Origin of the sequence: Dyella acidisoli (assembly GCF_030160295.1) — a bacterium.
Classification (GTDB): domain Bacteria; phylum Pseudomonadota; class Gammaproteobacteria; order Xanthomonadales; family Rhodanobacteraceae; genus Dyella_B; species Dyella_B acidisoli.
Genome location: NZ_BSOB01000064.1, coordinates 1 through 22,579, shown reverse-complemented (window position 1 = coordinate 22,579; position 22,579 = coordinate 1). Strand labels below are relative to the sequence as shown.

General features: G+C 58.2%; 20 protein-coding genes. 11 read left to right on the top strand and 9 right to left on the bottom strand.

Annotated elements, in window-relative coordinates:
* Window positions 1–318: 318 nt before the first annotated feature.
* Both QQJ86_RS22680 and QQJ86_RS22675 read left to right on the top strand, forming a co-directional pair.
* Complete coding sequence (locus tag QQJ86_RS22680) at window positions 319–1,050, top strand: hypothetical protein (protein WP_284323248.1); 732 nt, start codon at window positions 319–321, stop codon at window positions 1,048–1,050.
* A gap of 85 nt (window positions 1,051–1,135) precedes the next feature.
* Window positions 1,136–1,966 (top strand): transporter, encoded by an 831-nt coding sequence (locus QQJ86_RS22675; RefSeq protein ID WP_284323247.1) that lies wholly within the window; start codon window positions 1,136–1,138, stop codon window positions 1,964–1,966.
* A 284-nt stretch (window positions 1,967–2,250) separates the two neighbouring features.
* On the opposite strand, the gene QQJ86_RS22670 is transcribed toward QQJ86_RS22675, so the two are convergent.
* On the bottom strand, window positions 2,251–3,141 hold the full coding sequence (locus QQJ86_RS22670) for a LysR family transcriptional regulator (protein ID WP_284323246.1): 891 nt from the start codon (window positions 3,139–3,141) through the stop codon (window positions 2,251–2,253).
* 115 nt (window positions 3,142–3,256) lie between these two features.
* On the opposite strand from QQJ86_RS22670, the gene QQJ86_RS22665 reads away from it, so the two are divergent.
* The 9 genes from QQJ86_RS22665 to QQJ86_RS22625 all read left to right on the top strand — a co-directional run bounded on the left by QQJ86_RS22665 (window position 3,257) and on the right by QQJ86_RS22625 (window position 14,659).
* Window positions 3,257–3,673: a (R)-mandelonitrile lyase gene (locus QQJ86_RS22665; RefSeq protein ID WP_284323245.1), complete on the top strand. Its 417-nt coding sequence runs from the start codon at window positions 3,257–3,259 to the stop codon at window positions 3,671–3,673.
* A complete protein-coding gene (locus tag QQJ86_RS22660) occupies window positions 3,666–3,983 on the top strand; it encodes a carboxymuconolactone decarboxylase family protein (protein WP_284323244.1) in 318 nt (105 codons plus the stop codon). Before QQJ86_RS22665 ends, QQJ86_RS22660 begins: the two co-directional genes overlap by 8 nt.
* 16 nt (window positions 3,984–3,999) lie before the next feature.
* A complete protein-coding gene (locus QQJ86_RS22655) occupies window positions 4,000–4,227 on the top strand; it encodes a tautomerase family protein (RefSeq protein ID WP_284323243.1) in 228 nt (75 codons plus the stop codon).
* 812 nt (window positions 4,228–5,039) lie between these two features.
* Window positions 5,040–8,015 carry a TonB-dependent receptor gene (locus QQJ86_RS22650; protein WP_423372918.1) on the top strand — a complete coding sequence of 992 codons (2,976 nt, stop codon included), beginning with the start codon at window positions 5,040–5,042 and terminating at the stop codon, window positions 8,013–8,015.
* 238 nt (window positions 8,016–8,253) lie between these two features.
* Window positions 8,254–10,137: a beta-galactosidase gene (locus tag QQJ86_RS22645; protein ID WP_284323242.1), complete on the top strand. Its 1,884-nt coding sequence runs from the start codon at window positions 8,254–8,256 to the stop codon at window positions 10,135–10,137.
* The gene (locus tag QQJ86_RS22640; RefSeq protein ID WP_423372980.1) at window positions 10,137–11,570 is read left to right on the top strand and encodes an APC family permease; all 1,434 of its coding nucleotides are present in this window, start codon (window positions 10,137–10,139) and stop codon (window positions 11,568–11,570) included. The genes QQJ86_RS22645 and QQJ86_RS22640 overlap by 1 nt, the downstream gene beginning before the upstream one ends.
* The gene (locus QQJ86_RS22635) at window positions 11,549–12,496 is read left to right on the top strand and encodes a carbohydrate kinase family protein (protein ID WP_345782847.1); all 948 of its coding nucleotides are present in this window, start codon (window positions 11,549–11,551) and stop codon (window positions 12,494–12,496) included. Before QQJ86_RS22640 ends, QQJ86_RS22635 begins: the two co-directional genes overlap by 22 nt.
* A complete protein-coding gene (locus QQJ86_RS22630) occupies window positions 12,474–13,895 on the top strand; it encodes a family 4 glycosyl hydrolase (RefSeq protein WP_284323241.1) in 1,422 nt (473 codons plus the stop codon). The genes QQJ86_RS22635 and QQJ86_RS22630 overlap by 23 nt, the downstream gene beginning before the upstream one ends.
* A 221-nt stretch (window positions 13,896–14,116) precedes the next feature.
* On the top strand, window positions 14,117–14,659 hold the full coding sequence (locus tag QQJ86_RS22625; RefSeq protein WP_284323240.1) for a GNAT family N-acetyltransferase: 543 nt from the start codon (window positions 14,117–14,119) through the stop codon (window positions 14,657–14,659).
* A gap of 87 nt (window positions 14,660–14,746) precedes the next feature.
* Here QQJ86_RS22625 and QQJ86_RS22620 read toward each other — a convergent pair whose 3' ends face one another.
* The 8 genes from QQJ86_RS22620 to QQJ86_RS22585 all read right to left on the bottom strand — a co-directional run bounded on the left by QQJ86_RS22620 (window position 14,747) and on the right by QQJ86_RS22585 (window position 22,039).
* Entirely contained in the window at window positions 14,747–15,565 is an 819-nt protein-coding gene (locus tag QQJ86_RS22620) for a LytR/AlgR family response regulator transcription factor (RefSeq protein WP_284323239.1), read from the bottom strand.
* The gene (locus QQJ86_RS22615; RefSeq protein ID WP_284323238.1) at window positions 15,493–16,587 is read right to left on the bottom strand and encodes a sensor histidine kinase; all 1,095 of its coding nucleotides are present in this window, start codon (window positions 16,585–16,587) and stop codon (window positions 15,493–15,495) included. Before QQJ86_RS22615 ends, QQJ86_RS22620 begins: the two co-directional genes overlap by 73 nt.
* Before the next feature lie 60 nt (window positions 16,588–16,647).
* Complete coding sequence (locus tag QQJ86_RS22610) at window positions 16,648–17,157, bottom strand: nuclear transport factor 2 family protein (RefSeq protein ID WP_284323237.1); 510 nt, start codon at window positions 17,155–17,157, stop codon at window positions 16,648–16,650.
* Between the two features lie 138 nt (window positions 17,158–17,295).
* Window positions 17,296–17,646, bottom strand: a complete 351-nt coding sequence (locus QQJ86_RS22605) for a DUF3147 family protein (protein ID WP_284323236.1) — start codon at window positions 17,644–17,646, stop codon at window positions 17,296–17,298.
* Window positions 17,647–17,689: 43 nt separating this feature from the next.
* Window positions 17,690–18,055 carry a hypothetical protein gene (locus tag QQJ86_RS22600; protein WP_284323235.1) on the bottom strand — a complete coding sequence of 122 codons (366 nt, stop codon included), beginning with the start codon at window positions 18,053–18,055 and terminating at the stop codon, window positions 17,690–17,692.
* A 206-nt stretch (window positions 18,056–18,261) separates the two neighbouring features.
* A complete protein-coding gene (locus tag QQJ86_RS22595; protein ID WP_284323234.1) occupies window positions 18,262–18,876 on the bottom strand; it encodes a peroxiredoxin in 615 nt (204 codons plus the stop codon).
* A gap of 410 nt (window positions 18,877–19,286) precedes the next feature.
* Entirely contained in the window at window positions 19,287–21,014 is a 1,728-nt protein-coding gene (locus QQJ86_RS22590) for an ATP-binding cassette domain-containing protein (RefSeq protein WP_345782846.1), read from the bottom strand.
* Window positions 21,011–22,039 (bottom strand): phosphoenolpyruvate carboxykinase (ATP), encoded by a 1,029-nt coding sequence (locus QQJ86_RS22585; RefSeq protein WP_284323233.1) that lies wholly within the window; start codon window positions 22,037–22,039, stop codon window positions 21,011–21,013. The genes QQJ86_RS22590 and QQJ86_RS22585 overlap by 4 nt, the downstream gene beginning before the upstream one ends.
* Between the last annotated feature and the right edge of the window lie 540 nt (window positions 22,040–22,579).

The window sequence follows — 22,579 nt, the reverse complement described above, 5'->3', positions numbered from 1 at the left end:
GACAGCGAAAATATGGCATGTAACGGTTTACACAGCAATCCATGAAAAGCGGTTAGCATGCGCGCGCATTACCGTCGATTCGGTCGTCAGTCCCGCGCAAGCAACATGAATAGTTGACGCACTTCACATAAGCAACACAACAGTCACTTAACCAAACTTTCGGGTTGGCTTGTCAGGAACGTCCCCCATCCCGAACACTACTTTGGTGTCTGGCGAAGCCCGAACGGCAGTCTTAATTGGAAAAGACCGTGGGCGTGTGATGGAACCACCTGCTTGCACATCAACAGGGGGTCTTCACATGCATTTCGGGAGTCGGTTATGCGTATCCACCGTTTTTCACTTCGATTGATTTGCGCCAGCATTATCGTCGCGTCGGCTTCGGCCCTGCCTGCTTTTGCGCAGACAAGCACCACCACTACCACGACGACGACCAGCACAACAACAACACAAGAAACGACGCGACTCACCACTGAGTTCACGAGCCTTGCCGGTTCCAACGCCAATGCCCAAGCGCTGGTCAATGGTCTGCACAACGGCACGGCCGTTACGTTGACGAGCACTTCGGCCACGGGTGCAACTACCACGACCACGTTCACACCGGACACGGGCAAACTGGGTTACGGCAACGTGCGTATCGCCTTGTCGCTGGCTGAGGCCAGCCTCGCCAAACAAGGCATCACCGACCCCACCTCGGCTGAACTCGCCGCGGCATTGAATGGCGGAACCTTGGTGCTTGCTAACGGCAGCACAATCTCATTGCACGGTGTGCTTGCATCCCGTGCTGCAGGACAAGGCTGGGGGCAGATCGCGAACAATCTCGGCTTCAAGCTCGGCGATGTGATGCGTTCGCCGAAAGCTGTCGGCAGCGCAGCCGGGGAAGGACATGTGCATACGCAGGTAGCGCGTGTCGAGATCGTGGACCGTGATGCGCACACGCATCCTGATCATGTAAGCAAGCCGGATATCGCTCAGCGTCCTGAGCATGTCGACGTGCCCGAGCGTCCAGAACGCCCCGATCGTCCTGATCACGCCGGTCGTCCCGGCGGCTAATTCGTTTCTCTACCCCGTTGGCGCGCAGAACAGCCCATCGCTGGGCTGCGTGCCTGATTGCGCACGTTCAAAGGAAAATTCATCGATGTTGAAGAAGCCATTTTTGATCACCGCCGGCCTGTTGCTCGGCACCACTGCCGCGCATGCGGCTGGCAGTGGCGACGATCAGTTCAGCCTTGCAGCCGGCGCGGATTTCAGCAGCGGCAAATATGGCACCGACACCACCACCAACATCTGGTCGGTTCCTGTCACAGCGACCTATAACATGGACCGTTGGACCTTCAAGTTGGTGGTGCCCTATGTGGACATCAGCGGTGCAGGCAACGTGATCCCCGGTGTCGGTCGCGTCAAAAACAGCAATCCTCATGGACGTGGTCACGGCCGTGGTGCTGCAGGAAGCACCGCAACCACCACAACGACGGGCACTGGTTCAGCATCAGGGCTCGGCGATATCGTCGCTTCGGCTGGCTATGAAGTATTCCAAAGCAGCGACCACACGTTTGGCGTTGACGTTACCGGCAAGGTCAAATTCGGCACCGCCGATGCCAACAAAGGTCTTGGCACCGGCGAAAACGACTACGGCGCATCGCTGGACACATATAAGGTCTACGGCAACTGGACCGCATTCGGCGGTGTGGGCTGGATGAAATACGGCAGCTCGCAATACATCCAGCTGAAGAATGGCTTCAACGCCAACATCGGCCTCGGCTACAAACTGAGCCACGATGACGATGTCGGCGTGTATTACGACTATCGCCAGAAGATCGCAACCAACGGTGGCCCGCAAAGCGAAGTCACGGCCTATTGGAATCACAAGTTGAATCAGAAGTTGCGCTTGCAGGCGTATGTGCTTGGCGGCTTCGCCAATGGCAGCCCGGACTATGGCGTGGGTGCGAGCTTGAAATACCTGTTCTGAGTTAGGCGAATGTAGCGCAGGTTGGAATGCCACGTAGGTTGGGGTGTAAACCCCAACATCGCGACATATGCATACATGGTGATGTTGGGGTTTGCACCCCAATCTACGATTGCTTTCCAGCCTACGCAGCCGAAGGGGCTAGAACATCGCACTGCACACGCCGAAGCTCTTGATCGAAATTCCAATCGGCGAAACCCGGCGCCAATCACGCTTCTATCCATGTGCGCGGATTCGCTAACCTCCCACCTGCGGATGATCGAATCGTAGCGCTTTGTTGTTGGTAGCTATCGATAGCGCAACGCTTCCACCAGCAAGGAAAACGCCGGAGAGTGTTGGCGTCGACTCGGGTAGTAGAGGTGATAACCCGGAAAAGCCGGACACCAATCTTCGAGGATACGAACAAGACGTCCTGCTTTGATGTGCGCCAACACCATGTCCTCTGGCACGAAGGCCACGCCGTAACCGTCGATGGATGCAGCGACAATATGATGTGCTGCGCTAAAAGCGAGCTGCCCTTGCACCCGAACGTGGATCTCCCTGCGGTTGCGCTCGAATTCCCACGCATAATGCCCTCCGTAGGTAGGAAGACGTAGATTGATGCAGCGATGCTCGGCGAGTTCCTGTGGCTTCTTTGGCTTGGTTTTGCCTGCAAAATAAGCTGGAGAAGCCACTGCAGCCATTCGAACCTCGGGCCCAATCTTGACGGCGATCATATCTTTCTCCACCTGCTCGCCCAGGCGCACGCCAGCGTCAAATCTTTTCGCAACGATATCTTTCAACTCGTAACTGACGTCGAATTCCACACGAATGTCCGGATAGTTGCGCAAGAACGGACGAAGCCTTGGCCACAAGATGGAAGTAAACGCCGGTTCGCCGGTGGTGATGCGTATCGTGCCTGCAGGCTTATCCCGCAACGCGCTCAATGCGTCCAATTCCTCCTCGATCTCGTCGAGACGACTGCCTATCGAGCTCAGTAGATGCTCACCTGCATCGGTGAGCGACACGCTGCGCGTTGTGCGGGTAAGGAGTCGAACGCCGAGTCGGGCTTCAAGTCCACGGATTGTTTGACTCAACGCCGGCTGGCTTACGCCCAAATCAGCTGCCGCCTTGGTGAAGCTGCGCATGCGCGCAACCGTGGTGAAAGCGAGCAAATCGTTGAGGTTCTGGCGAGCCATGGCGATATCTATATTTATAACTATGACTTATATGTTCTATCCGATAGTTCCATCTAATCAATAGCTATCAAGTCACCCAGACTAGGTAGTCATCACCTTCGTTTGGAGCAAGCTCATGCACCTCATTCGCAATGGCTCGCAGGCCTCGATCAAAGGGCCCGCGGATTTTTTTACGGGCAATGTGCGCATCGATCCGTACTTCAATGCACCAGGGCCAGCGCGCGTGGGATGTGCCAGCGTGACTTTTGAACCGGGAGCGCGCTCGGCATGGCATACGCATCCGCTTGGCCAAATTCTCATTGTGACGGCCGGTTGTGGCTGGACGCAGTGCGAAGATGGTCCCATCGAGGTTATCCACGCAGGCGACGTGATCTGGTGCCCACCGGGACACCGTCATTGGCACGGCGCGACGACGACGACATCCGTGACGCACATAGCTGTACAGGAATATCTCGACGGCAAGGCAGTCGAATGGATGGAGCACGTTACCGACGAACAGTATCTGGCCGCACAGAGGTCATCCCATGAGTAACGACAGCAAAGCCGGTCCTTTTGCGGACATCGCCCCTACCCTCAACGACACTACGCGGCAGGTTCTGTTCGGGCAGATATGGGAGCGCACAGCGTTGTCCAAGCGCGATCGCAGCCTGATCACCGTTGCTGCGCTGATCGCTCTCTATCGCGTCAACGAACTGCCGTTTCATCTGAAGTTTGCACTCCAGAATGGCGTTACCAAAGAAGAGCTGATCGAGGTGATCACACATCTGGCGTTCTACGCCGGATGGCCGTGTGCCAACACCGCCATCGAGTTGGTGCGCAAGGTTTTTGCCGAAGCCCTTTAATGCGAGGTTACAAAACATGCCCCACGTCATCGTCAAGCTCTATCCAGGCAAGAGCGAATCGCAGAAGCAGAGCCTGGCAAATCGCATTACCCAGGACGTCATGGACGCATTCGGCTACGGCGAGGAATCCGTATCCGTGGCTTTTGAGGAAATCCGTTCAACGGAATGGGCTGAAAAGGTGTATCGCACGGATATCCAGAACCCGCTCGGCAAGCTCTACAAGAAGCCCGGTTACCAGATGTAGTTCACCGGCGCCAATCGCAGGCTGGGGTACAAACCCTGACATTGCCATCTACATAACCGCGGCAAAACTTGGGTTTGCACCCCTGCCTACGACCATGGCGCGGTCACAATGGGGTGATAATGTTTTATACATAGCGCTCGAAATGCTTGTCATCAGACTCATTCACCCGGTGATTTAGGGACAATCACCTGATACTGCGGACACCGATATCGTGAAAATCCTGCATGCCTTCACTTCAAACTTGTTGACTTGAAGCACATCCAGAAGTAAAACCCTAGGGGCCTGTGTGGATGATAGGTTGGTGTAGTAAACGGATTGACGTCTTCTTCTGAACGGGGAAAGAGGACACGTCACCACGAGGCTTTGACCTCCCGTTGTATGGACCACTGTCGCTCATATGGCTTGGTAGGAACGGTACGACATGAACCGCTGTTTCCTAACTGAAAGTTCATCGAGCTGCGTTTACGCGGTGGTGCTTCGTGCCTGTTTCGCAAAGGGACAGTGCAAATCGATCTCTGTACGTGATCAAGCCAAAAAAAGTGCCCTTCGCGCCCGCGGCAAATGCATTGCCGGCTATTCGCCGCCGTCCTTCGCCGCGTGAAAACTCTTTTATTGACCTGACGACTCGCTTTCCGGCTGTTTGATCACGCCGGTTCCCGATCTCATCACTACGCTGACGACCTGCACGGCAGGTTGTCGCCTGGTGTGTGCATCGCCTATTGCGCCGTCATCGCGTCATATCCAAAAAAAGACCGAACGTAAGCGGGGGGAGAGCCCGTCGGACGGTCGCATCCTGTAATCGGAGAAACCGAATGAAAACGGCTGGTTTAAAGCGTAGAAAATTGGCGATCGCCGTCTCGATGGGCTTTGTTGCCGCGTTCGCAGCGACGACTGCTCTGGCGACCGACGTACACGGTCATCTGCAACAAGAGAATTCAGGACAGCCCGTTGCCAATGCACGCGTGTCGCTGGACGGCACCAGTTACACGGCCACGGCGGATAAAGAAGGCAATTTCGTTTTTGCAAACGTACCGGCAGGCAGCTATACCGTCTCCGTCTCGCAGGCGGGTTTCGCCATGACCCATACCCCGCTGACGGTAGGTAGCAGCGGCCTGGCCACGGTAACCCTAAGCCTGAAAAAAGTGGCCGAACTTAAAGGCCTCATCGTAGCGGCCAATCGCTACGATGCTTCCAGCATGCAGATGGATGCCCCCAACTCCGTCAACGTGTTGTCGGCCGCGGATCTGCAGTACACCGCCGTGCACAACGTCGCCGAAGCACTTGGCTTGATTCCCGGCGTGAATGTCACGAATACCGGCTCAGGTTATTTCTCTGGCATCGATGGTGCTGCGCGTGGCGAAGGTGTCTACGCCACAGTGCGCGGCCTGCCTGCCGATTACGACGTCAATTTGATCAACGGTGTCGAAGTCGCCCAAGGCATGCCTTACAGCCGCAGCGTGCAGTTGAGTTTGCTGCCGCCTTCCGGCCTGCAGACCATCGTGATGAATAAAACCTCTACCGCCGACATGGATGGTGATGCGATCGGCGGCACCGTGGATTTTCGTACGCCGTCCGCATTCGATTTCGCCAAGGACATGAGCGGCAGCGTCTCGGTCAGTGGCCGCTCGGAAAGCCGGGCGCGTGATTATGGCAACAGCGGCCTGGGCGGTGGTTTTGCCGGTGATTTCCAGACCAAATTCGGTAGCGAAAAACAATTCGGCGTGTATGCCAGCGCCTATTACGACTACCGCACCTATGCAAATAGCGAAGAGGCTGCGGCCACCAGCGCCTACAACGACGGGTCCTGGCAATTCGCGCATACCGATGCGAACGGCAACAATGCAGCGGGCTATGACCCGGCCAAGAACCTGAGCAGCACCGGCATGAACGTGGGCGTGGTGCCGGGTTATGAGCGCCGCTACGGCGGCAATTTCTCGTTCGACTACAAAGTAGACGAAACGCTCAGCACCTACCTGCGCATGACCTATGCCTACGCGCAGACCACGGAAGACACGTCATTCACGCAGTTAATTCCGCGAAATGTGACGTACCAGGAAGTCGGCACCAGCGGTGTCTACACGCCGAACATCGGGCGCATCGCCAGCCGCTATTGGTACGAGACCAACCCGGAAGTGGCGGATCTGGCGACCTTTCAAGTTGGCGGCGACAAGACTGTCGGCGGCTGGACGATCTCGCCAAACGTGTTCTACAGCTTCGGTGACAACGATCGCCCGAACCACGTGGAAATCGACGGTCGCGAAGACAAATACTCGCAGACCAACTTTGCCTACAGTGGCAGTACGTTGATGAGTTACGGTGCGGGAGGCTTTCCCTATCCACAGCTGACTCCGGCATTGCTGGCGCAGGTCAACAACATCCCTGGGCTGTACGCCAACGATGACGGCGAGCTCACCAAGATCTATTCCGGTCAGCGCAAGGGCGGCGCCAAAGTCGACTTCCGCTATGACTTTACCGACGGCAGTCTGTCCTCGATCCAGTTCGGCGGCAAATTCACCGAAAGCGTGCGCAACTACACCAATCGCGACTGGTCGACGGCAGGCATCAACGATGGCGTGACTACGCTGGGCGACTTAGGGATCTTCACCGGCTCCTACAGCTCGATTTTCCCCGGCCAATACAACTGGAAGGCACCCAAGGTCAGCGAATCGGCCGTCAGCAATCTGATCCAGCAATACCTGGTGAGCAGCGACCTGGATACGTGCGGCGACAGCCTCTACGCCAACAACTACAACTGTGACACCCTGCGCGGCAGGGAGGAGGTCAGCGCCATCTATGGCAAAGCCACCTTCAACATCGGCAATCTGGAAATCATTCCAGGTTTGCGCTTCGAACACACCGGCATCGAAAACACCTACTGGGTGGTGCCGCAAGACAGTTCAGGCAATGAGATACTCGGGTATTTCCAGACCAACCACACGGTCTATAACGAACCGTTGCCCAGCGTGTTCCTGAATTACCGGCCAAGCGACGGCAGCATTTATCGTGTCGGACTGTGGCAAAGCTATACGCGCCCCTCCCTTTATCAGCTGGGCAGCAGTTCTTCAGTCAGCACTTCGCAAGGCGTGACCACCATTACGCGTGGCAATCCCAGCCTGAAAGCAATCGAAGCTACCAACCTCGACTTCTCCGGCCAGTGGACCAACAACAACGGCGGTTACGCCTCGGTGGCCGGCTTCTATAAGCACCTGAGCCACTACATCTACGACGCTGGTGGCCAACAGGCCAACTCCAGCACCAATGGCGGCGGTACAACCTTCTACAAGACACCCGAAAATGGCGGTAACGGCCGCGTTTACGGCGTCGAACTGGATACGCACCAGAAGTTCAAGTTTCTTCCTGAACCGTTCGACGGGCTCGGTGTCAGCTTCAACGCTACCCGTCAGAACACCAAAGTGGACTTGGGGACAACCGGCTTTCATAACGAAGAAATGCAGAGCGCGCCCAAGTTCATGGCGAACGCGGAAGTGTTCTACGAGAAGAACGGCTTTTCGCTCAACCTGAGCTATCACTACACCAGTGCGTGGTTGGCGAACTACGACTACCTGAATCAGGGTGCGCCGTGGGACGACTTGTGGATCCGGCCGATCAAGCGACTCGACCTTCACGCAGGCTACATGTTCCACAACGGTCTGCAGGTGGATTTTTCCATCTCCAATCTCGCTGACAACTACAGCTATTGGGCGCACGTAGGTCGGAACAGTTTGACGATCTCCGACGTTGTCGATACCGGTATGACGTCGTTGCTTACGGTGAAGTACAACTTTTGATGCGATCGGTGATCACGCAATGTCGCGGCATTCGCCAAGATGAAAGCCACACAGAGGGCCGTCATTCCCGCGAAAGCGGGAATCCATTTTCAAAGATGCACCAGAGCAAGATGGATGCCCGCTTTCGCGGGCATGACGGCAGTAAGGGAATGCATACTTTCATGGCAGTCCAGCCCTTCCGTACTACAGGTAGGACGGGAACTGCATGTCGCGCACGCATGAATAGCGCTCCCTACACATGAAACGCCGCCAATTCATCCGCCTCGCCCTGCTATCCACCTTGGCCTTGGATCACCACATCCTCGCCGCGGACAACGAACGTGCGCGTAGCACCATGACACCGATTCCAGACGGCAAGCCGCACCGCTTCGCCCTGCAAGGCCACGATTTCGTACTGGATGGCGCGCGATTCCAGATCCGCAGCGGAGAAATGCATCCCTCACGCATTCCCGTTTCGTGTTGGCAGCATCGTATTCGCATGGCCAAGGCAATGGGTCTCAATACCATCGCGCTGTATGTCATGTGGAATTACCTGGAACGCGAGCCCGGCGTCTTCGACTTCACCTCGGAACGCCGCAACTTCGTTACCTTCATCAAACTTTGCCAACAGGAAGGCATGTGGGTTTATCTGCGTCCTGGTCCGTATATATGCGGTGAATGGGACATGGGCGGCCTGCCACCCTATCTGTTGCGCGACAAGAACATCAAGCTGCGCGATCGGCATGATCCGGATTACATGGCCGCCGTCCAACGCTACATTGCAGCTATCGCACCGAAGATCGCGCCACTGATGGCCGATGCCGGTGGCCCGATCCTGATGTTGCAAATAGAGAACGAGTATTCCTCGTTCGCGGCCGATGTTGGGTATCTGGAAACGGTGCGCGACCTATGGAAAGCACACGGTATCGATGGGCCGTTTTCGGTTTGCGATGTTTTGCCCGATCTCAAGCGTCGACATGCCTCTCTGCCAGGTGCCGCACTCGGATTGGATGGCGCGGAACCGCCGCAACTGCATGCAGGCCTGCACTTTTCGCAGCACGAACCGGTCTGGGTCGGCGAGACTTATCCGGGCTGGCTGACGCATTGGGGCGAGCATGAACTGGCGCACAAGGATTGCGCCGAAGCACTGCGCAAAATCATGGCCGGCGGCTATTCCTTCAACCTTTACGTGGTGCACGGCGGCACCAACTTCGGCCTGACTGCTGGCGCCAATGCGGATGACGACGGCTCCAACTTCCAACCGGTGATCACCAGTTACGACTACGGCGCACCCATCGATGAATGTGGCGATGCGACACCTGCCTATCATGTCTTGCGCGACATCCTGAGCAGCGCGAGTGCCGGGTCTCTGCCGTCCATACCGGCCCCCTGCCCTAAAGGTTCTTTCGCGGACGTTTTGCCCATGCCGTTCGCGTCGCTCTGGGACAACCTGCCCACCGTGCCAGTACCTACCCACGCCCCCGCCAGCAACGAACAATTGCTGCGGCAGAACCAGGGGCTGGTGGTTTATCACAAGACCGTAAAACGCGGTCATCTTCTGCACGTGGATGGGGTGCATGATTACGCCATCGTGCATATCGATCAGAGCGAGTGCGGTTCTATCTCACGCGTACGCGACCCTCGGCTCCATTCATCGCCCGACCTGCATCTGGGGCATGCCGGCAACGAGGGTGATATGGCGCTGGACATGCTTGTCGACAGCTTCGGGCACATTAATTTCGGCCCTCCATTGGGCGACCGCAAAGGCTTGATTGGAAGCGTGCGTCTGGATGGCATGCTGCTGTACGACTGGCACGTCTATGGCCTGCCACTGGACGACGCTTACATCGCGAACCTGAAACCGGTGCTCACCCGCCCGGATCGCCCCGGCCTGTTTTTCCAGGCAACCATTCGACTGCAAAAACATGGCGACGTTTACGTCGACATGCACGAATGGACGAAAGGCTACGTATGGGTCAACGGTCATCTTTTGGGGCGCTATTGGCATATCGGACCGCAGCAATGCCTGTACTGTCCCAGCGAATGGCTGACGACTGGCGACAACCAGATCCTGATTCTGGATTTGCATCAAATCCATGCGGCGCCCGTGCACTGCGCAGATAACCTGGCAGGCACAGCATGATGAATGTATGGCGGCCACGTTCCAGAGCGACAAGCGATCACCCTGAAGCGCTGCCGACGTCGATTGCTGTGCCCGAAAGCGAAGCACCACATGACCCGAGTGCCGCCCCACCCCGTGTCATGGGTTTCTGGGGTGGCCTTTCAGCCAATGTGCTGAACATGATCGGCGTGGGTCCGTTCATCACCATTCCGCTGGCGCTTTCGGCGCTGGCCGGCCCGATGGTGCTGATCGGCTGGTTGGCCGGTGCGTTGCTGTGCATGTGCGACGGCATGGTGTGGGCCGAACTCGGCTCGACCATTCCCGAATCCGGCGGACCGTACCACTACTTGCGCACCGCTTATGGCAGCGAGCGTCTTGGACGTCTATTTGGTTTTCTTTATCTCTGGCAGACAGTGCTTACCGCACCGTTGTCGATCGGTTCTGCAGCGGTCGGCTTCGCGCAATATCTGGCCTTTTTGATCCCGAGCCTTGGCCATCAGGGCCAAATACTCGCAGCCATCGCACTATGCCTGGTCAATACCGCGCTGTTGTATCGCAGAGTCGATTCGGTCCAACGCCTTTCGTTACTGGTCACTGCAGTGGTGATCGGCGCTTGTGTGTGGATCGTATTAAGCGGCTTGATGCATTTCGATACGCATGTGTTCGCGCACTTCATGCATGCCGGTGGCGATCCCAAGCATGGCTTCTGGCTGGGTCTTGGTGCGGTCAGCCTGATCGCCGTTTACGACTACGGCGGCTACAACAACGTGTGCATGCTTGGCGGTGAGATCAAACGACCTCGGCGCACGATCCCGCTTGCCGTGCTGACCTCGATTCCGATCGTAGCCCTGCTATACATGGGGTTGAACCTTTCGGTACTTGGCGTGCTGCCGTGGCAACAGGCTGCGCAGTCCAAGGCAGTGGTCGCGGATTTCATGCAGTCGATCTACGGCAGAACGGGCGGCATGACCGCGGTGTTGTTGATCTTGCTTGCAAGCTGGGGCTCGGCCCTGGTTGTCTTGTTGGGCTACTCACGCGTGCCTTTTGCCGCCGCTGCATCTGGGCAGTTCTTCCGAGTGTTTGCGCGCCTGCATCCGCGCGGTCGCTTCCCTACTGTGTCGTTGCTATTCACGGGTGCTGCGTCGGCGCTGGCATGCATGTTGTCGCTGGACGATTTGATCGCGTCGTTGATGGTGATCCAGATCATGTTCCAGTACATGGCCCAGTGTCTGGCCATCGTGCTGTTGCGTCGTCACGAGCGGCGCGATGCGGACACCTTTCGCATGCCGCTGTATCCCTTGCCGATACTGATCAGCGTGATCGGGTGGCTCTACATCGTATGCACCAGCCCTTGGCGGCACATCCTGGCCGGAGTGGCCGCGATAGTGGGCGGCACGCTTATTTACATGATTGACGCATGGAGACGTAAAACGTGGCCTTTTCAGAGACCATGAAACGCTGGGATGTGGTCGTGGTCGGCGAGATCTACGCCGATCATGTTTTCAGCGGATTTCAACACTGGCCTGCACCGGGTGAAGAGGTGCACGCCGAACATTACCTGCGCGAACTCGGCGGCGGCGCGGTCAACACCGCGTGCGCCTTGGCCCGTTTGCAACGCCGCGTACGTTTGATCGGGCTGATTGGAGAAGCCGATCGCGCTTGGTTCGAAACACGCTTGCAAGGTTTCGGTGTATCGACCGACGGCTTGCGCTCCGACGCCCTGGGCACCGGTGTGACAGTGAGCGTTTCCACTGCGGAAGACCGCTCTTTCTACACTTACGTGGGTGCCAATCGTCACCTGGCCGAACTGCTGGATGACGTAGCGACTCGCGCCGAACTGATCGCCGCCCGGCATGTGCATTTCGCCATGCCGCTCGCAGCGGATCTGGCCAAACGCCTGTTTCCACTCTTGCACAAGGCCGGATGCACGACGTCGCTGGATGTCGGCTTCAGTCCGGACTGGCTGCGCGATCCAGCCAATCAATGGACATGCCGCGCCGTCGACTATTTTTTCCCGAACCAGACCGAAGCCCAGGTGCTGACCGGCAGCGAGAGCGCCGAAGCATTCCGCGCCTGGGCTTCTTCCATAAGCATCCGACATAGCGTGATCAAGCTGGGCGCCGCAGGCGCGGCAGCTGTCGTCCACGGCGAGCTGCTGTACGTATCACCGCCCCACGTCGATGCCATCGACATGACCGGCGCCGGCGATGCCTTCGATGCCGGTTTTATCGATGGCGTGTTGAACGGCGAATCGACCAAAGACTGCCTGCGGCGCGCATGCATTTGCGGCGCCCAGTGCACGACGCAGATCGGTGCGCTGGAAGGGCTGCCCGATTCTTTCTTGTTGAGGAGTATCTATGAGCAAACCTATGGATCGTAAGATTGCCTTGATCGGTGGCGGCGGTGTTCGCGCGCCGTTGGTGATCTTCGGTGTCGATGAAGCGACAGAAGCATTGGGCGCCGCAGAAATGGTGCTATACGACCCCGACCAGGAACGCCTTGCGGTCATGGTGGAGCTGGGCAAAGCGATCGTGGCCAAATCCGGCGGTTCGCTGCGTTTGCGTGCGGCGACCTCCGCCGAAGATGCCATCGAAGGCGCGCACTTCGTGTTGAACAGCATTCGCGTTGGCGGTATTGCAGGACGTGCAGCAGACGAACGTGCTGCGATCGACCATGGTTATCCGGGGCAAGAAACGACCGGCCCTGCCGGCGTTGCCATGGCGCTACGCACCGTACCCGCTGCGCTCGAACAGGCACGCCTGGTTGAACGTTTGAGCCCCGACGCCTGGCTGGTGAATTTCACCAATCCCGCCGGCCTGATCACCCAAGCCGTCACCCGTCATTCGCGCGTGAAAATGGTGGGTATCTGCGACACCCCCACCGAGCTTTTCCACAACATCGCCAAGGCACTGGGAGAGCCGTTGAGCGACGTGCAATGCGATTACGTTGGCCTCAACCATTTGGGCTGGGTGCGCGGCGTGCGTGTACGTGGTCAAGACGTCATGGACACATTGCTGACCAGCGATGAACTGCTGCGCCAGCTTTATCTTGCACCGCTGTTCGATTTCAACATGATCCGCTCGCTGCGGCTGATCCCTACCGAGTACCTGTTCTTTTATTACGAACGCCGACGCGCCCTGCACAACCAGTTGCAGCAAGGCGGAAGTCGCGGCGCTGAAATCCAACAACTCAATCAGGTACTGATCGACACGCTGAAAAGCCGGCTGACGGCCGGCGACGGCGATGGCGCAGTGGCTACCTATGCGGCGTATCTCAACCAGCGCTCCGGCTCCTATATGAAGCTGGAAGCAGAAGGTGGTTCAGCGTTCGATCCGGATGTAAGCCTGCAGGTCGATCCGTTCCGCACCGCGACGGGTTACCACCGGATCGCGATCGATGTGATGAGTGCGTTGACCGGTGCCAAGCCCGCCACCATCGTGGTGAACACACGCAATCGCGGTGCCCTTCCCGATCTTCCGGACGACGACATCGTGGAAACCGCAGCGCGCATCAGCCTCGATTCGATCGTGCCTGAGCCGATTGCGCCGCTGCCCGATGAAGTGCGCGGACTGGTGCATGCAGTAAAAGCCTACGAACGCGCGGCGATCGATGCTGCATTGGCTAACGTCAGGCTGACCGCACGCAAGGCCTTGCTGATCCATCCTGCGATTGGCGAGTGGAGCCCCAGCGAAGCGCTGTTGCACAACATGTTCGGCACCATCGATGCGGATGGGGAATGTCTGTGCCAAGGACCGATGCATGGGCATTTGCATGCGTGATGTCACCGCGTAGGTCACCTTCAAAGTACGCATTCCCTCATGGTCGTCATTCCCGCGAAAGCGGGAATCCATGTTGCTCTGATGCACACTGGGAAGTGGATTCCCGCTTTCGCGGGAATGACGCCACCTTGGGTACCCTTCATCATCACGAGTGCCACAACTCCTCCTGACTGCTGAGGGGGTTTCACCCCAATCTACGCGCTACCTCCTTGGGAAACCTCATGCCCGACTCCGATTTGCAAATCGACACCGACCGCCTCGTGCTACGCCCGCACACCCGTTATGACTTCGCAGAAAGTCTCGCCATGTGGTCCGATGCAAGCGTCACGCGATTCATTGGCGGCAAGCCTTTCACCCAGGAAGAAACATGGGCGCGGCTCCTTCGCTACATCGGCCATTGGGCGATGCTCGGCTTTGGCTATTGGGTGATTCGCGAGCGCGCCACCGGGCGTTTCGTCGGCGAAGTGGGTTTCGCGGACTATCAGCGCGACATGGACCCACCGCTCGATGGCATTCCCGAAGCCGGATGGGCTCTCTCGCCCCATGTGCATGGCAAAGGGTATGCGACCGAAGCATTGCGTGCCGTAACGCTGTGGGCGGACGACCGTTGGCCAACCGCATCCACCATATGCATGATCGATCCGGATAACGCTGCGTCGGTGCGAGTCGCAACAAGGTGTGGCTATGCGCAAGTCAGAACGGCGATCTATCGTGGCCGCCCATCGCTGATCTTCGAACGTCTCGCGCAGAAGGCATCTACGTAGGCTGGGATGACAATCGTAGGTTGGGTTAGCGCAGCGTAACCCAACAATACCGCTCGAATATGTTGGATTACGCTGCGCTAACCCAACCTACGAACTACGAACATCCAAGCCCCCTGCAAGCGCCGCACGCAGCTGATCAACATAGGTGCGACTGGCACGCAACGGAGTGCCATCCTTCAAACGCAGCAGACAATCACGATTGGATAGCGCCTCCAGCTCTGCAATACGATCGATGCGCACAATGGTGGAACGATGGACGCGCAGGAATCGCCGCGGATCCAGTCGAAGACTGAGCTGGTGCAGCGGCTCACGCAGCAAATACACACGCGAACCGACGTGCAGGCCGGCATAGTCGTCGTTGGCCTCGATCCAATCAATATCGCTGGCCTCGACAACGACGATACGCTGCCCTACCCGCACGGTGAATCGCTCGGCCCACTCTTGCGAACGCTCGACAGATTCGTCACTAAGGTGGTGACGCATGGCGGTGCGAGCCCGGTCCAGTGCTTCGCGAAAACGCTGGTCGTCGATCGGCTTCAGCAGGTAATCCAGCGCAGGTAGCTCGAACGCGGTCACGGCGAAGTGGTCATACGCTGTAAGCAGGATCGCGAGTGGTCGACGCTCCGGATCAATGCAACGCAGCACATCGATACCGCTCATGCCTGGCATTTGCACATCCATGAACACCAGATCAGGCCTCAATTTCTCCATCACCTGCATGGCAGTTTCACCATCCCCCGCTTCACCCACCCAACTCAGGTCCTGATGCGTGTTGAGCCGCGCACGCACACCATCACGGGCGAGTGGCTCGTCATCCACCACCATCACTCGCATCATGCGCTGCGTGCCTCCGCGAAAGTCGCCGGAGTGGCTTGCCGAAGCGGTAGAGCGAGGCGAATCGTACATGCACCCTTTCCGTTCACCGCGAAATCCACGCTGTAGCTCCCTGGATAAAGCACATCCAGACGTTGCCTCATGTTGTTCAGGCCAATGGCCGTCGATCGTTGCTCGCGTGCATCCGGTGGCGTGGGCACACCATCGTTGCGCAGTTCAATGATCATCGCATCCTGCTCCCGCTCAATACGCAGATGCATGGCGCCACCTTCTGTGCGCAGCGCAATGCCATGACGGATCGCGTTCTCCACCAGGGGTTGCAGCAGCAGCGGCGGCACCAACGTCTGTAACAGTCCTGGCCCCACACGCTGGGTTACATGCAGGCGCGATCCAAGTCGGGCCTTTTCGATATCCAGATAGTGCTCGGTAAGGGACAGCTCTTCCGCCAGCGTCACTTCACGCTGGTCGCTGCGTTCCAAAGTGGCTCGCAGAAGATCACCCAGGCGAGCGATCATGCGCGTGGCATCGCTGCCACGTCCGTTGGCTACCAGGGCTGAAATGCTGTTGAGCGTGTTGAACAGAAAATGGGGGTGCAGCTGATACTGCAACGCGCGCAACTCCGCCTCACGCGCCAGCGCAACCGCTTCAGCTTCACGGCGGCGCGAGCGTTGCAGCGCATCGTAGTGATGCAGCAGTGCATGAATGGCGCAGAAAGCGATAAGAGCCAGCCAGCACCCATCCAATCCGGCAAAGATACGTCGGAACTCATAGCCTGGAACCAGATGCCAGTGCACCGCGGCAGCCTGCGCCAATGCGTTATTGATCACCGAGGGCACGTAAGTGGCCACCAGCAGCACGGGGATACTGATGCGCGCTGATACGCCACGTTGCCACATGAAACGCTGGAGCAGACTCAGCGGCGCAACCCAACACAGATAACAAAACGCATAGAAGGCGCGAAACGCACCCGCATAGGCATGACCGAGCTCAGGAAGTGCCATCACGCCCATGCACAGGGCTATGGGCGTGGCGGCCAACAAAGAAACCTTCAGAGGCAACCCAGTGGGTTGCTCAAGCAGCGAAACACGCGTCATCGTGGTATCCGTGCGCAGGCGCCGCCATCGGCTGACGCTGGTCGCACCCTACATCGATCCTCAATGGATGTCATCCAGAATGACGGAATACAGCATGGTGCTGATCTTCCATCCTTCTTCCGTGTGTGCCAGCTGCCAGGTTTCCACGCCATGGTTCGTCGGCTTGCCGTTCACCAGAAAACGATAGTCAAAGTAAACCGTACCCACCGTGCCATCGGTCTCGATGTGCAGATTATCGAACGTCTCCTCGATCGCCTTGTCCTTCGGAGCCGTCTCGATGAAGTGCGCGAATTGCTCATAGCTGCCGGGAGCGAATTGCTTAGCTTCGGGCTTCTTCGTACGCACGGTGGCCAGCGATCCATTGTCGAGACCCTGCAACCACGATCCGCCTGGCATGAACATGCTGCGCATGGCCTCGCCGTCTTTCGCAACAATGGCGCTCTTGAAGCGGTTGATCAGTTGTTGGATCTGCGCCTGGTCTTCGGCGTGCGTATCGCTGGTTGCAGCCCAGGCGTGCAGCGGCACGGCAAGCATGATGGCAAGCATCAGAGCGGGTAAAACTGGCTTCATGGGCAACTCCGTGGGTGGGGACGGTTTGCACCATTACGCCCGTGGAACAGCGAAGGAGCCAGCGCTATGCGGCCAGCCGTGGCTTGGATGAGGTGAGTCGTTTGATGGTAGGTTTGCACCCCAACCTACGCGATCGAATCACATCAACTTGATGCCCCATGGGCGGACAGCCCATGCGAACAAGGCAAAGCACACAACCGTAATCACTGCGCTCAAACCTAGCGCAGGCCAGAATCCGAACCGCGTGAAGAGTCGCGGAAATGCCAGGAACATCGGCAGCGTCGGCACCACGTACCAGAACGTATACCAAGCATGATTGGTGATTTTCTCGGCCGACTGCTTTTCGATGTAGAGCCATGTCAGCGCGAGCAAGGTCACCAAAGGCAGCGATGCCAAGAGCGCGCCAGCCCTGTCGCTGCGTTTGGCGACTTCCGAGACCACTACGACAACAGCGGCAGTGATGATGTACTTGGTAATAAGCCAGGGCATTTGCAGATTTCATCGTAGGTTGGGTAGCGCAGCGTAACCCAACCTACCGCTCGGCATAGCTACCCGTACAACGCACCGACCTGCCAGAGGAACCGGACTGCGCATACGTTGCCCCATTCACCTGTATGACAACACCATCCACGCAACGCTCGTTTGGAGCGAGATGACGATACTGGGTTCGAAGTTCGGCTACGTCGGCAGCGATACGCGGATCGGGCTGCTGCGTTTGCGAAACCAAACGCTGGTCGGTTTCTACTGTTTTCTGTGGCTGCTGTTGAAGCGAAGTCGACGCCTGATGAGCTTGCTCCCCGTCTCGACTCTGCGCGTATTTACTGTAGGCGACGTAACCGCCCACCATGATAGCCGCGGCCGCCACGATGGCAGCCGCCCACTTTGTTGAAGCATCCATAACTCTTCCCCGTCCTTTCCCCGTAAAAAGGATAACTCGAAAGTCGGGATGCTCGGCAAGAGGTCAAGCGCATATTTGAACGGTGTCGTCCACTCTCCCCCGCTTTGTGACAGTCAAAACCCGAAAATTCCTATCGAATGTCGAAAAAAAGCTGGGCGGCCTTGGCCGCCCAGCTTTTACGCAATATCTATCGACTTGCTCCCGACTTACGGCGCCTTCCCCGCCTGCAGGTGCTGCACGATCGTCAACGATTTCTTCACGTGGTCTTCCGGATGCAGATGATCCGCTTCCGAAGAAAGCGTGGCGACGATCTTGCCGTCGCTGCTGATAACGAAAGTCGTGCGTTCGATAAAGCCGTGGTCGATGGCCACACCGCGCACATCCTTCAGACCGGCCTGGCCTGCTTCCACTTTAAGGTTGTAGGAAGCGGCGATTTTGCCGTCGGAGTCAGAGGCCACCGGGAATTTGCCAGCGCAGTAGCTCGGATCGGACGAGAAAGCATTCAAGCGCTGCAGACTGTCGGCGGATACGCCGATGATGGTGGCGCCGGCCGCGTCAAACTTGGCTTTCTCCGTGGCGAAAGTGTGTGCTTCGATATCGCAGCCGCCGGTATAGGCCGACGGATAGAAGTAGACCACCACAGGGCCTTTCTTGAGCGCATCCTTGAGCGAGAAGGTGAAAGCCTTACCGGCCAAACTGGCCTGGGCCGTGAAATCGGGGGCGGGAGCGCCGGGCTCGAGTGCGGCGAAAGCGGCTGTTGCGAAGAACAGTGTCGTTGCCACCATGGCTGCTGCAATCGGCCGTGCGAGATGCTTTTTCATTTCGGTGTGCCTCTGTGGGGATTAAGGATGCTCTGATCTATTCCACGTACCCGTCACCGCAGTGTATGCGCATTTCGCTGCGTCCCAGCGGTGAAGGCAGACTGGCCGTCTGTCGAGACGCTGGGACGCAGCGAAATGCGCATACACTGCGGCCCCAACATCTTGAATTTAAATGACGGGGTGACGTCCAGAAGGCCCGCAGCCTGCGCCGCGCGGCTTGAACAGACGGCCAGTCTGCCCTGTGCCGCGCAACACACCCTGCGGGCCTTCTGGACGTCATGCCGGGTGCGTGGAATAGATCAGAGCATCCTTAAGGGGGCGATATTCCAATTCGCCGCCGCAGCAGCGCATGTTACAGCCAAGCCCTGCATGCGGCCGTGATCATCCGAGTGCGATGCATTCGCAACAACTTATACAAGCCCGCCGCTCAGAACCGCCCGTGCATGACCGGCAGTGCGCTGGCTTACGGTGAAATCGTTGCCAATGGTCAGGCACTGATCCGCGACCGTCGCCACGCTGCCGCGATGCGATACCACAATCAGGATGGTCTCCGGCAAACGACGCTTGAGCGCGGATAACACCGCGATTTCCGAGGCTGCATCAAGCGCGCTGGTAGCCTCGTCCAGCAAGGCGATAAACGGCTGGCGGAGCAACACCTGAGCCAGCAGCAGTCGCTGCAGCTCACCGCCGGAAAGGCGGCTGGAAGCACTGTTCAGCGCCGTATCCAGACCGTCGCGCGAACCGGCCAGGCGCTTGTCGAGGCCGACGTCTGCCAACGCACTACGCAGCATGTCGTCCGTGGCTTCCGGCACAGCCCACAGCAGGCATTCGCGTACGGAGTGCTGCCAGGGGCGCACGCTCTGACTGACGTACGCGCCGTTGCGCACCAGCTCGCGATAGTCGGCGAAATCGAGCGATCGTTGTCCTATGCGCGCAGCAAACGCGCCGGGCCACATCATGCCGGCCAGTACGTCGATCAAGCTGCTTTTGCCGATGCCCGAATCGCCGGAAACCAGGGTCAACGTACCGGGCACCAGTGACACCTCACGAATGTCGAGCGCAGCCAACGGCGGTGCGAGCTGTACATGCTCGAAGCGCAGCGTGCTGGTTGCGTGAGCGGTGGATGCTTGCACAGTGGATGGCTGCGCCGCACTCAGGTCCATATAGCGCTGCCAAAGCTCGAAAGCCGGCGCCGCAGAATGCAGTTGTTGGAAGCTTTGGCGAGTCGATACCAGATACGGCAATAGCCGCCCAAGCAACAGACAGACCGCAATGAGGGATGCCTGGTCGATACCATGCAGACGGTAAGCCAACATGAAAATCGCCGTGATGCCCGCCGCAGCGAGTAGTTCCAAAGTAAGCCGCGCTGATGCGATCAGATCCAGTTGATGCCGATAACCACGGCCTAGTCGCGCAGTGACTTCGCCGTAGCTGTTCTTCTCCGCATCTTCGCGCCCAAACGAGCGCACGTGCCGCAACCGTCGCGGGAAATCCTCGCTGTGCCAGAACAGCCGCGTAAGGTCCGCCACGTATTGCCGGCTCACGGCCGCTTGTGCGCGACTGTTGATGCGCGATGCGACCAATGCAAGGACCGCAAACAGCGGCGCAGCCAACGCCAACGGGGGCGACACCCAAAACGCGAGCCCCAGGCTGATGGCCGCAGTAATGCCAGCCACCAGCAACTGCAGCAGCGCATTGAAGCCCTGCGTGATGATCTCGACGTTATACGTAAGTACGTTGGCGATTTCGGCAGAGCTGGTATCCGCCAATGAAGGCAGAGATGCATCGATCAAACGCGCATGCACCGAGCGCCGCAAGTTCATGCCATAGCGGCTGGCCAACCGCGCCGCCAATCGCGCCGCCTGCCAGCGCAACAGTGCGAAGGCCACGGTGACCGCCACAAAGATCGCCGCGTGCGCTTCGATGCCACCTTGCACACCGAACGTTATGCCACCCAGCACAAGAGAATGCTCGGGTTGAACCAACGGCACCAGCAACACGGCTGCCGCGCTGCCGGCAAGTGCACTGGCCAGGGATAGCACGATATAGACAACCATCGCAGCAAGGTTGGCGGCTTTGAGCGTGTGCAGAAACGCGGTCGATGACGGGTGGCCATGCTGCGTCGCCGTCGCGTTCATAATCTGTCCAAAAGCCGCATCAACGCTTCGATCGATACTTGCGGATGCTCGCCACGTCGCAACTCATGCACGCCGGTCTGCACCATTTTCTGCTGAAAATGCAGCCACCCCGGTTGCCCGGCCGCATAAGGCTGATCGGCATGCAAGCGCGCGGCGATTTCATCGCTGGGTACGAAACTCAACAGCGCATCAAGATCCGTTTCCTGCTCGCTGGAAACGAACACTGCGCCTACTAGTTTCAAAGGCGAGGCCGCGATCTGTCCGTGACTGTGCCGCAAATCGGCTTCGAACTTTTCGACACCGCTGCGGCGACGAATGACCGGCGCTTTGCCAATCCAATCGCGCGCGGCCTCATGTTCGATGAACCGCAACGCATCAGGTTTCACATGTACGTAGTTGGCAACACCCGTGGCCAACAGCGTTTCCGGATGAACGAACACAGCGTCCTCGGAAAGAAAATCCAGCCCATTGAGCAGGCTGTGCAAGGCCATCGTCGATTTGCCCGCTCCGCTGGCGCCGAGCAGCAAAAGGCCGTGTCCATTCCTGCCTACACATGCACCATGCAGCGGCACCAAACCCAAGCCGCGCGTAGCCAGAATGAACACGGCAAACTCGATCAACTCGTAACGCAGGTGGTAAGGAAAATCGAGCATGTCTTCCGATGCCACGACCAGCGCCCGGTGCTGCGCCGGTGATATCACCACGTAATTCGACGCATCGATCACACCGCATAGAACACCAGCGCCCGAATGCATCTGCACCTGTGGTGGCTCGATGATGTAAGGCTGGTCTCGATGCGGCACCAATTGCAACTCGATGCGAAAGTCCGGCACGGTGATGGGCAGCCGATGCGGGGGCAAGCCGCCATACGCTGCCTCGACCAGATCCAGCAACGCCTCGCTGGCGCTCTCGAAATAGAAGCTGCCGCCCAGCAGTTGCTTGTGCACGGCCAGGTGCCTGGAAAAGCGCTCGCCGAAAGGATCGGCTTGGATGTCGTGAATGACGTGATTGGCGGTTGCGGTCATGCGGCCGAACGGGTCCTTGGCAGCCGGTGGTCTGACGTAGGTGCGATCTGGGCGGCGAAAGGTTGCTTAATTCGCGATATGCCTTAGCTGCGCGAAATGCGGTTTTCTTCTCTGCATGTGACTGATTAGCGTCTCGCCTCGGCTGGGTGTCTCGTTTGTTGGGGCATTGCCTGCGGCGCTTTCGGACCCTAAAGGGCCCGAGTCACTTTTCTTTGCTGGCCCAAAGAAAAGTAACCCAAAGAAATGGCCTGAAGAGCTCATGGCATTGCAGGAGTTACAAGCCTTATGGATGTCGCCCTGCTTTGATCGTTGGCGGGCCAAGCTTCCACCGCGCCGCTATACCGCGAGGCGTCGAAGCGCTGAGGACTTAAGGCAGATCCGGCAGATCTCAGCCAAGCTCAACCTGTCGGCAGGCGCGCTTTAAGCCCTCAACGCCTCGACGCCTCGCGGTATAGCGGGGACATAGAACCATGGGCGACCAACCACCTACCTAGCCATACACGTTCAGGCTTTTCCCTTCCCCATGCCATGAGCCTGTTA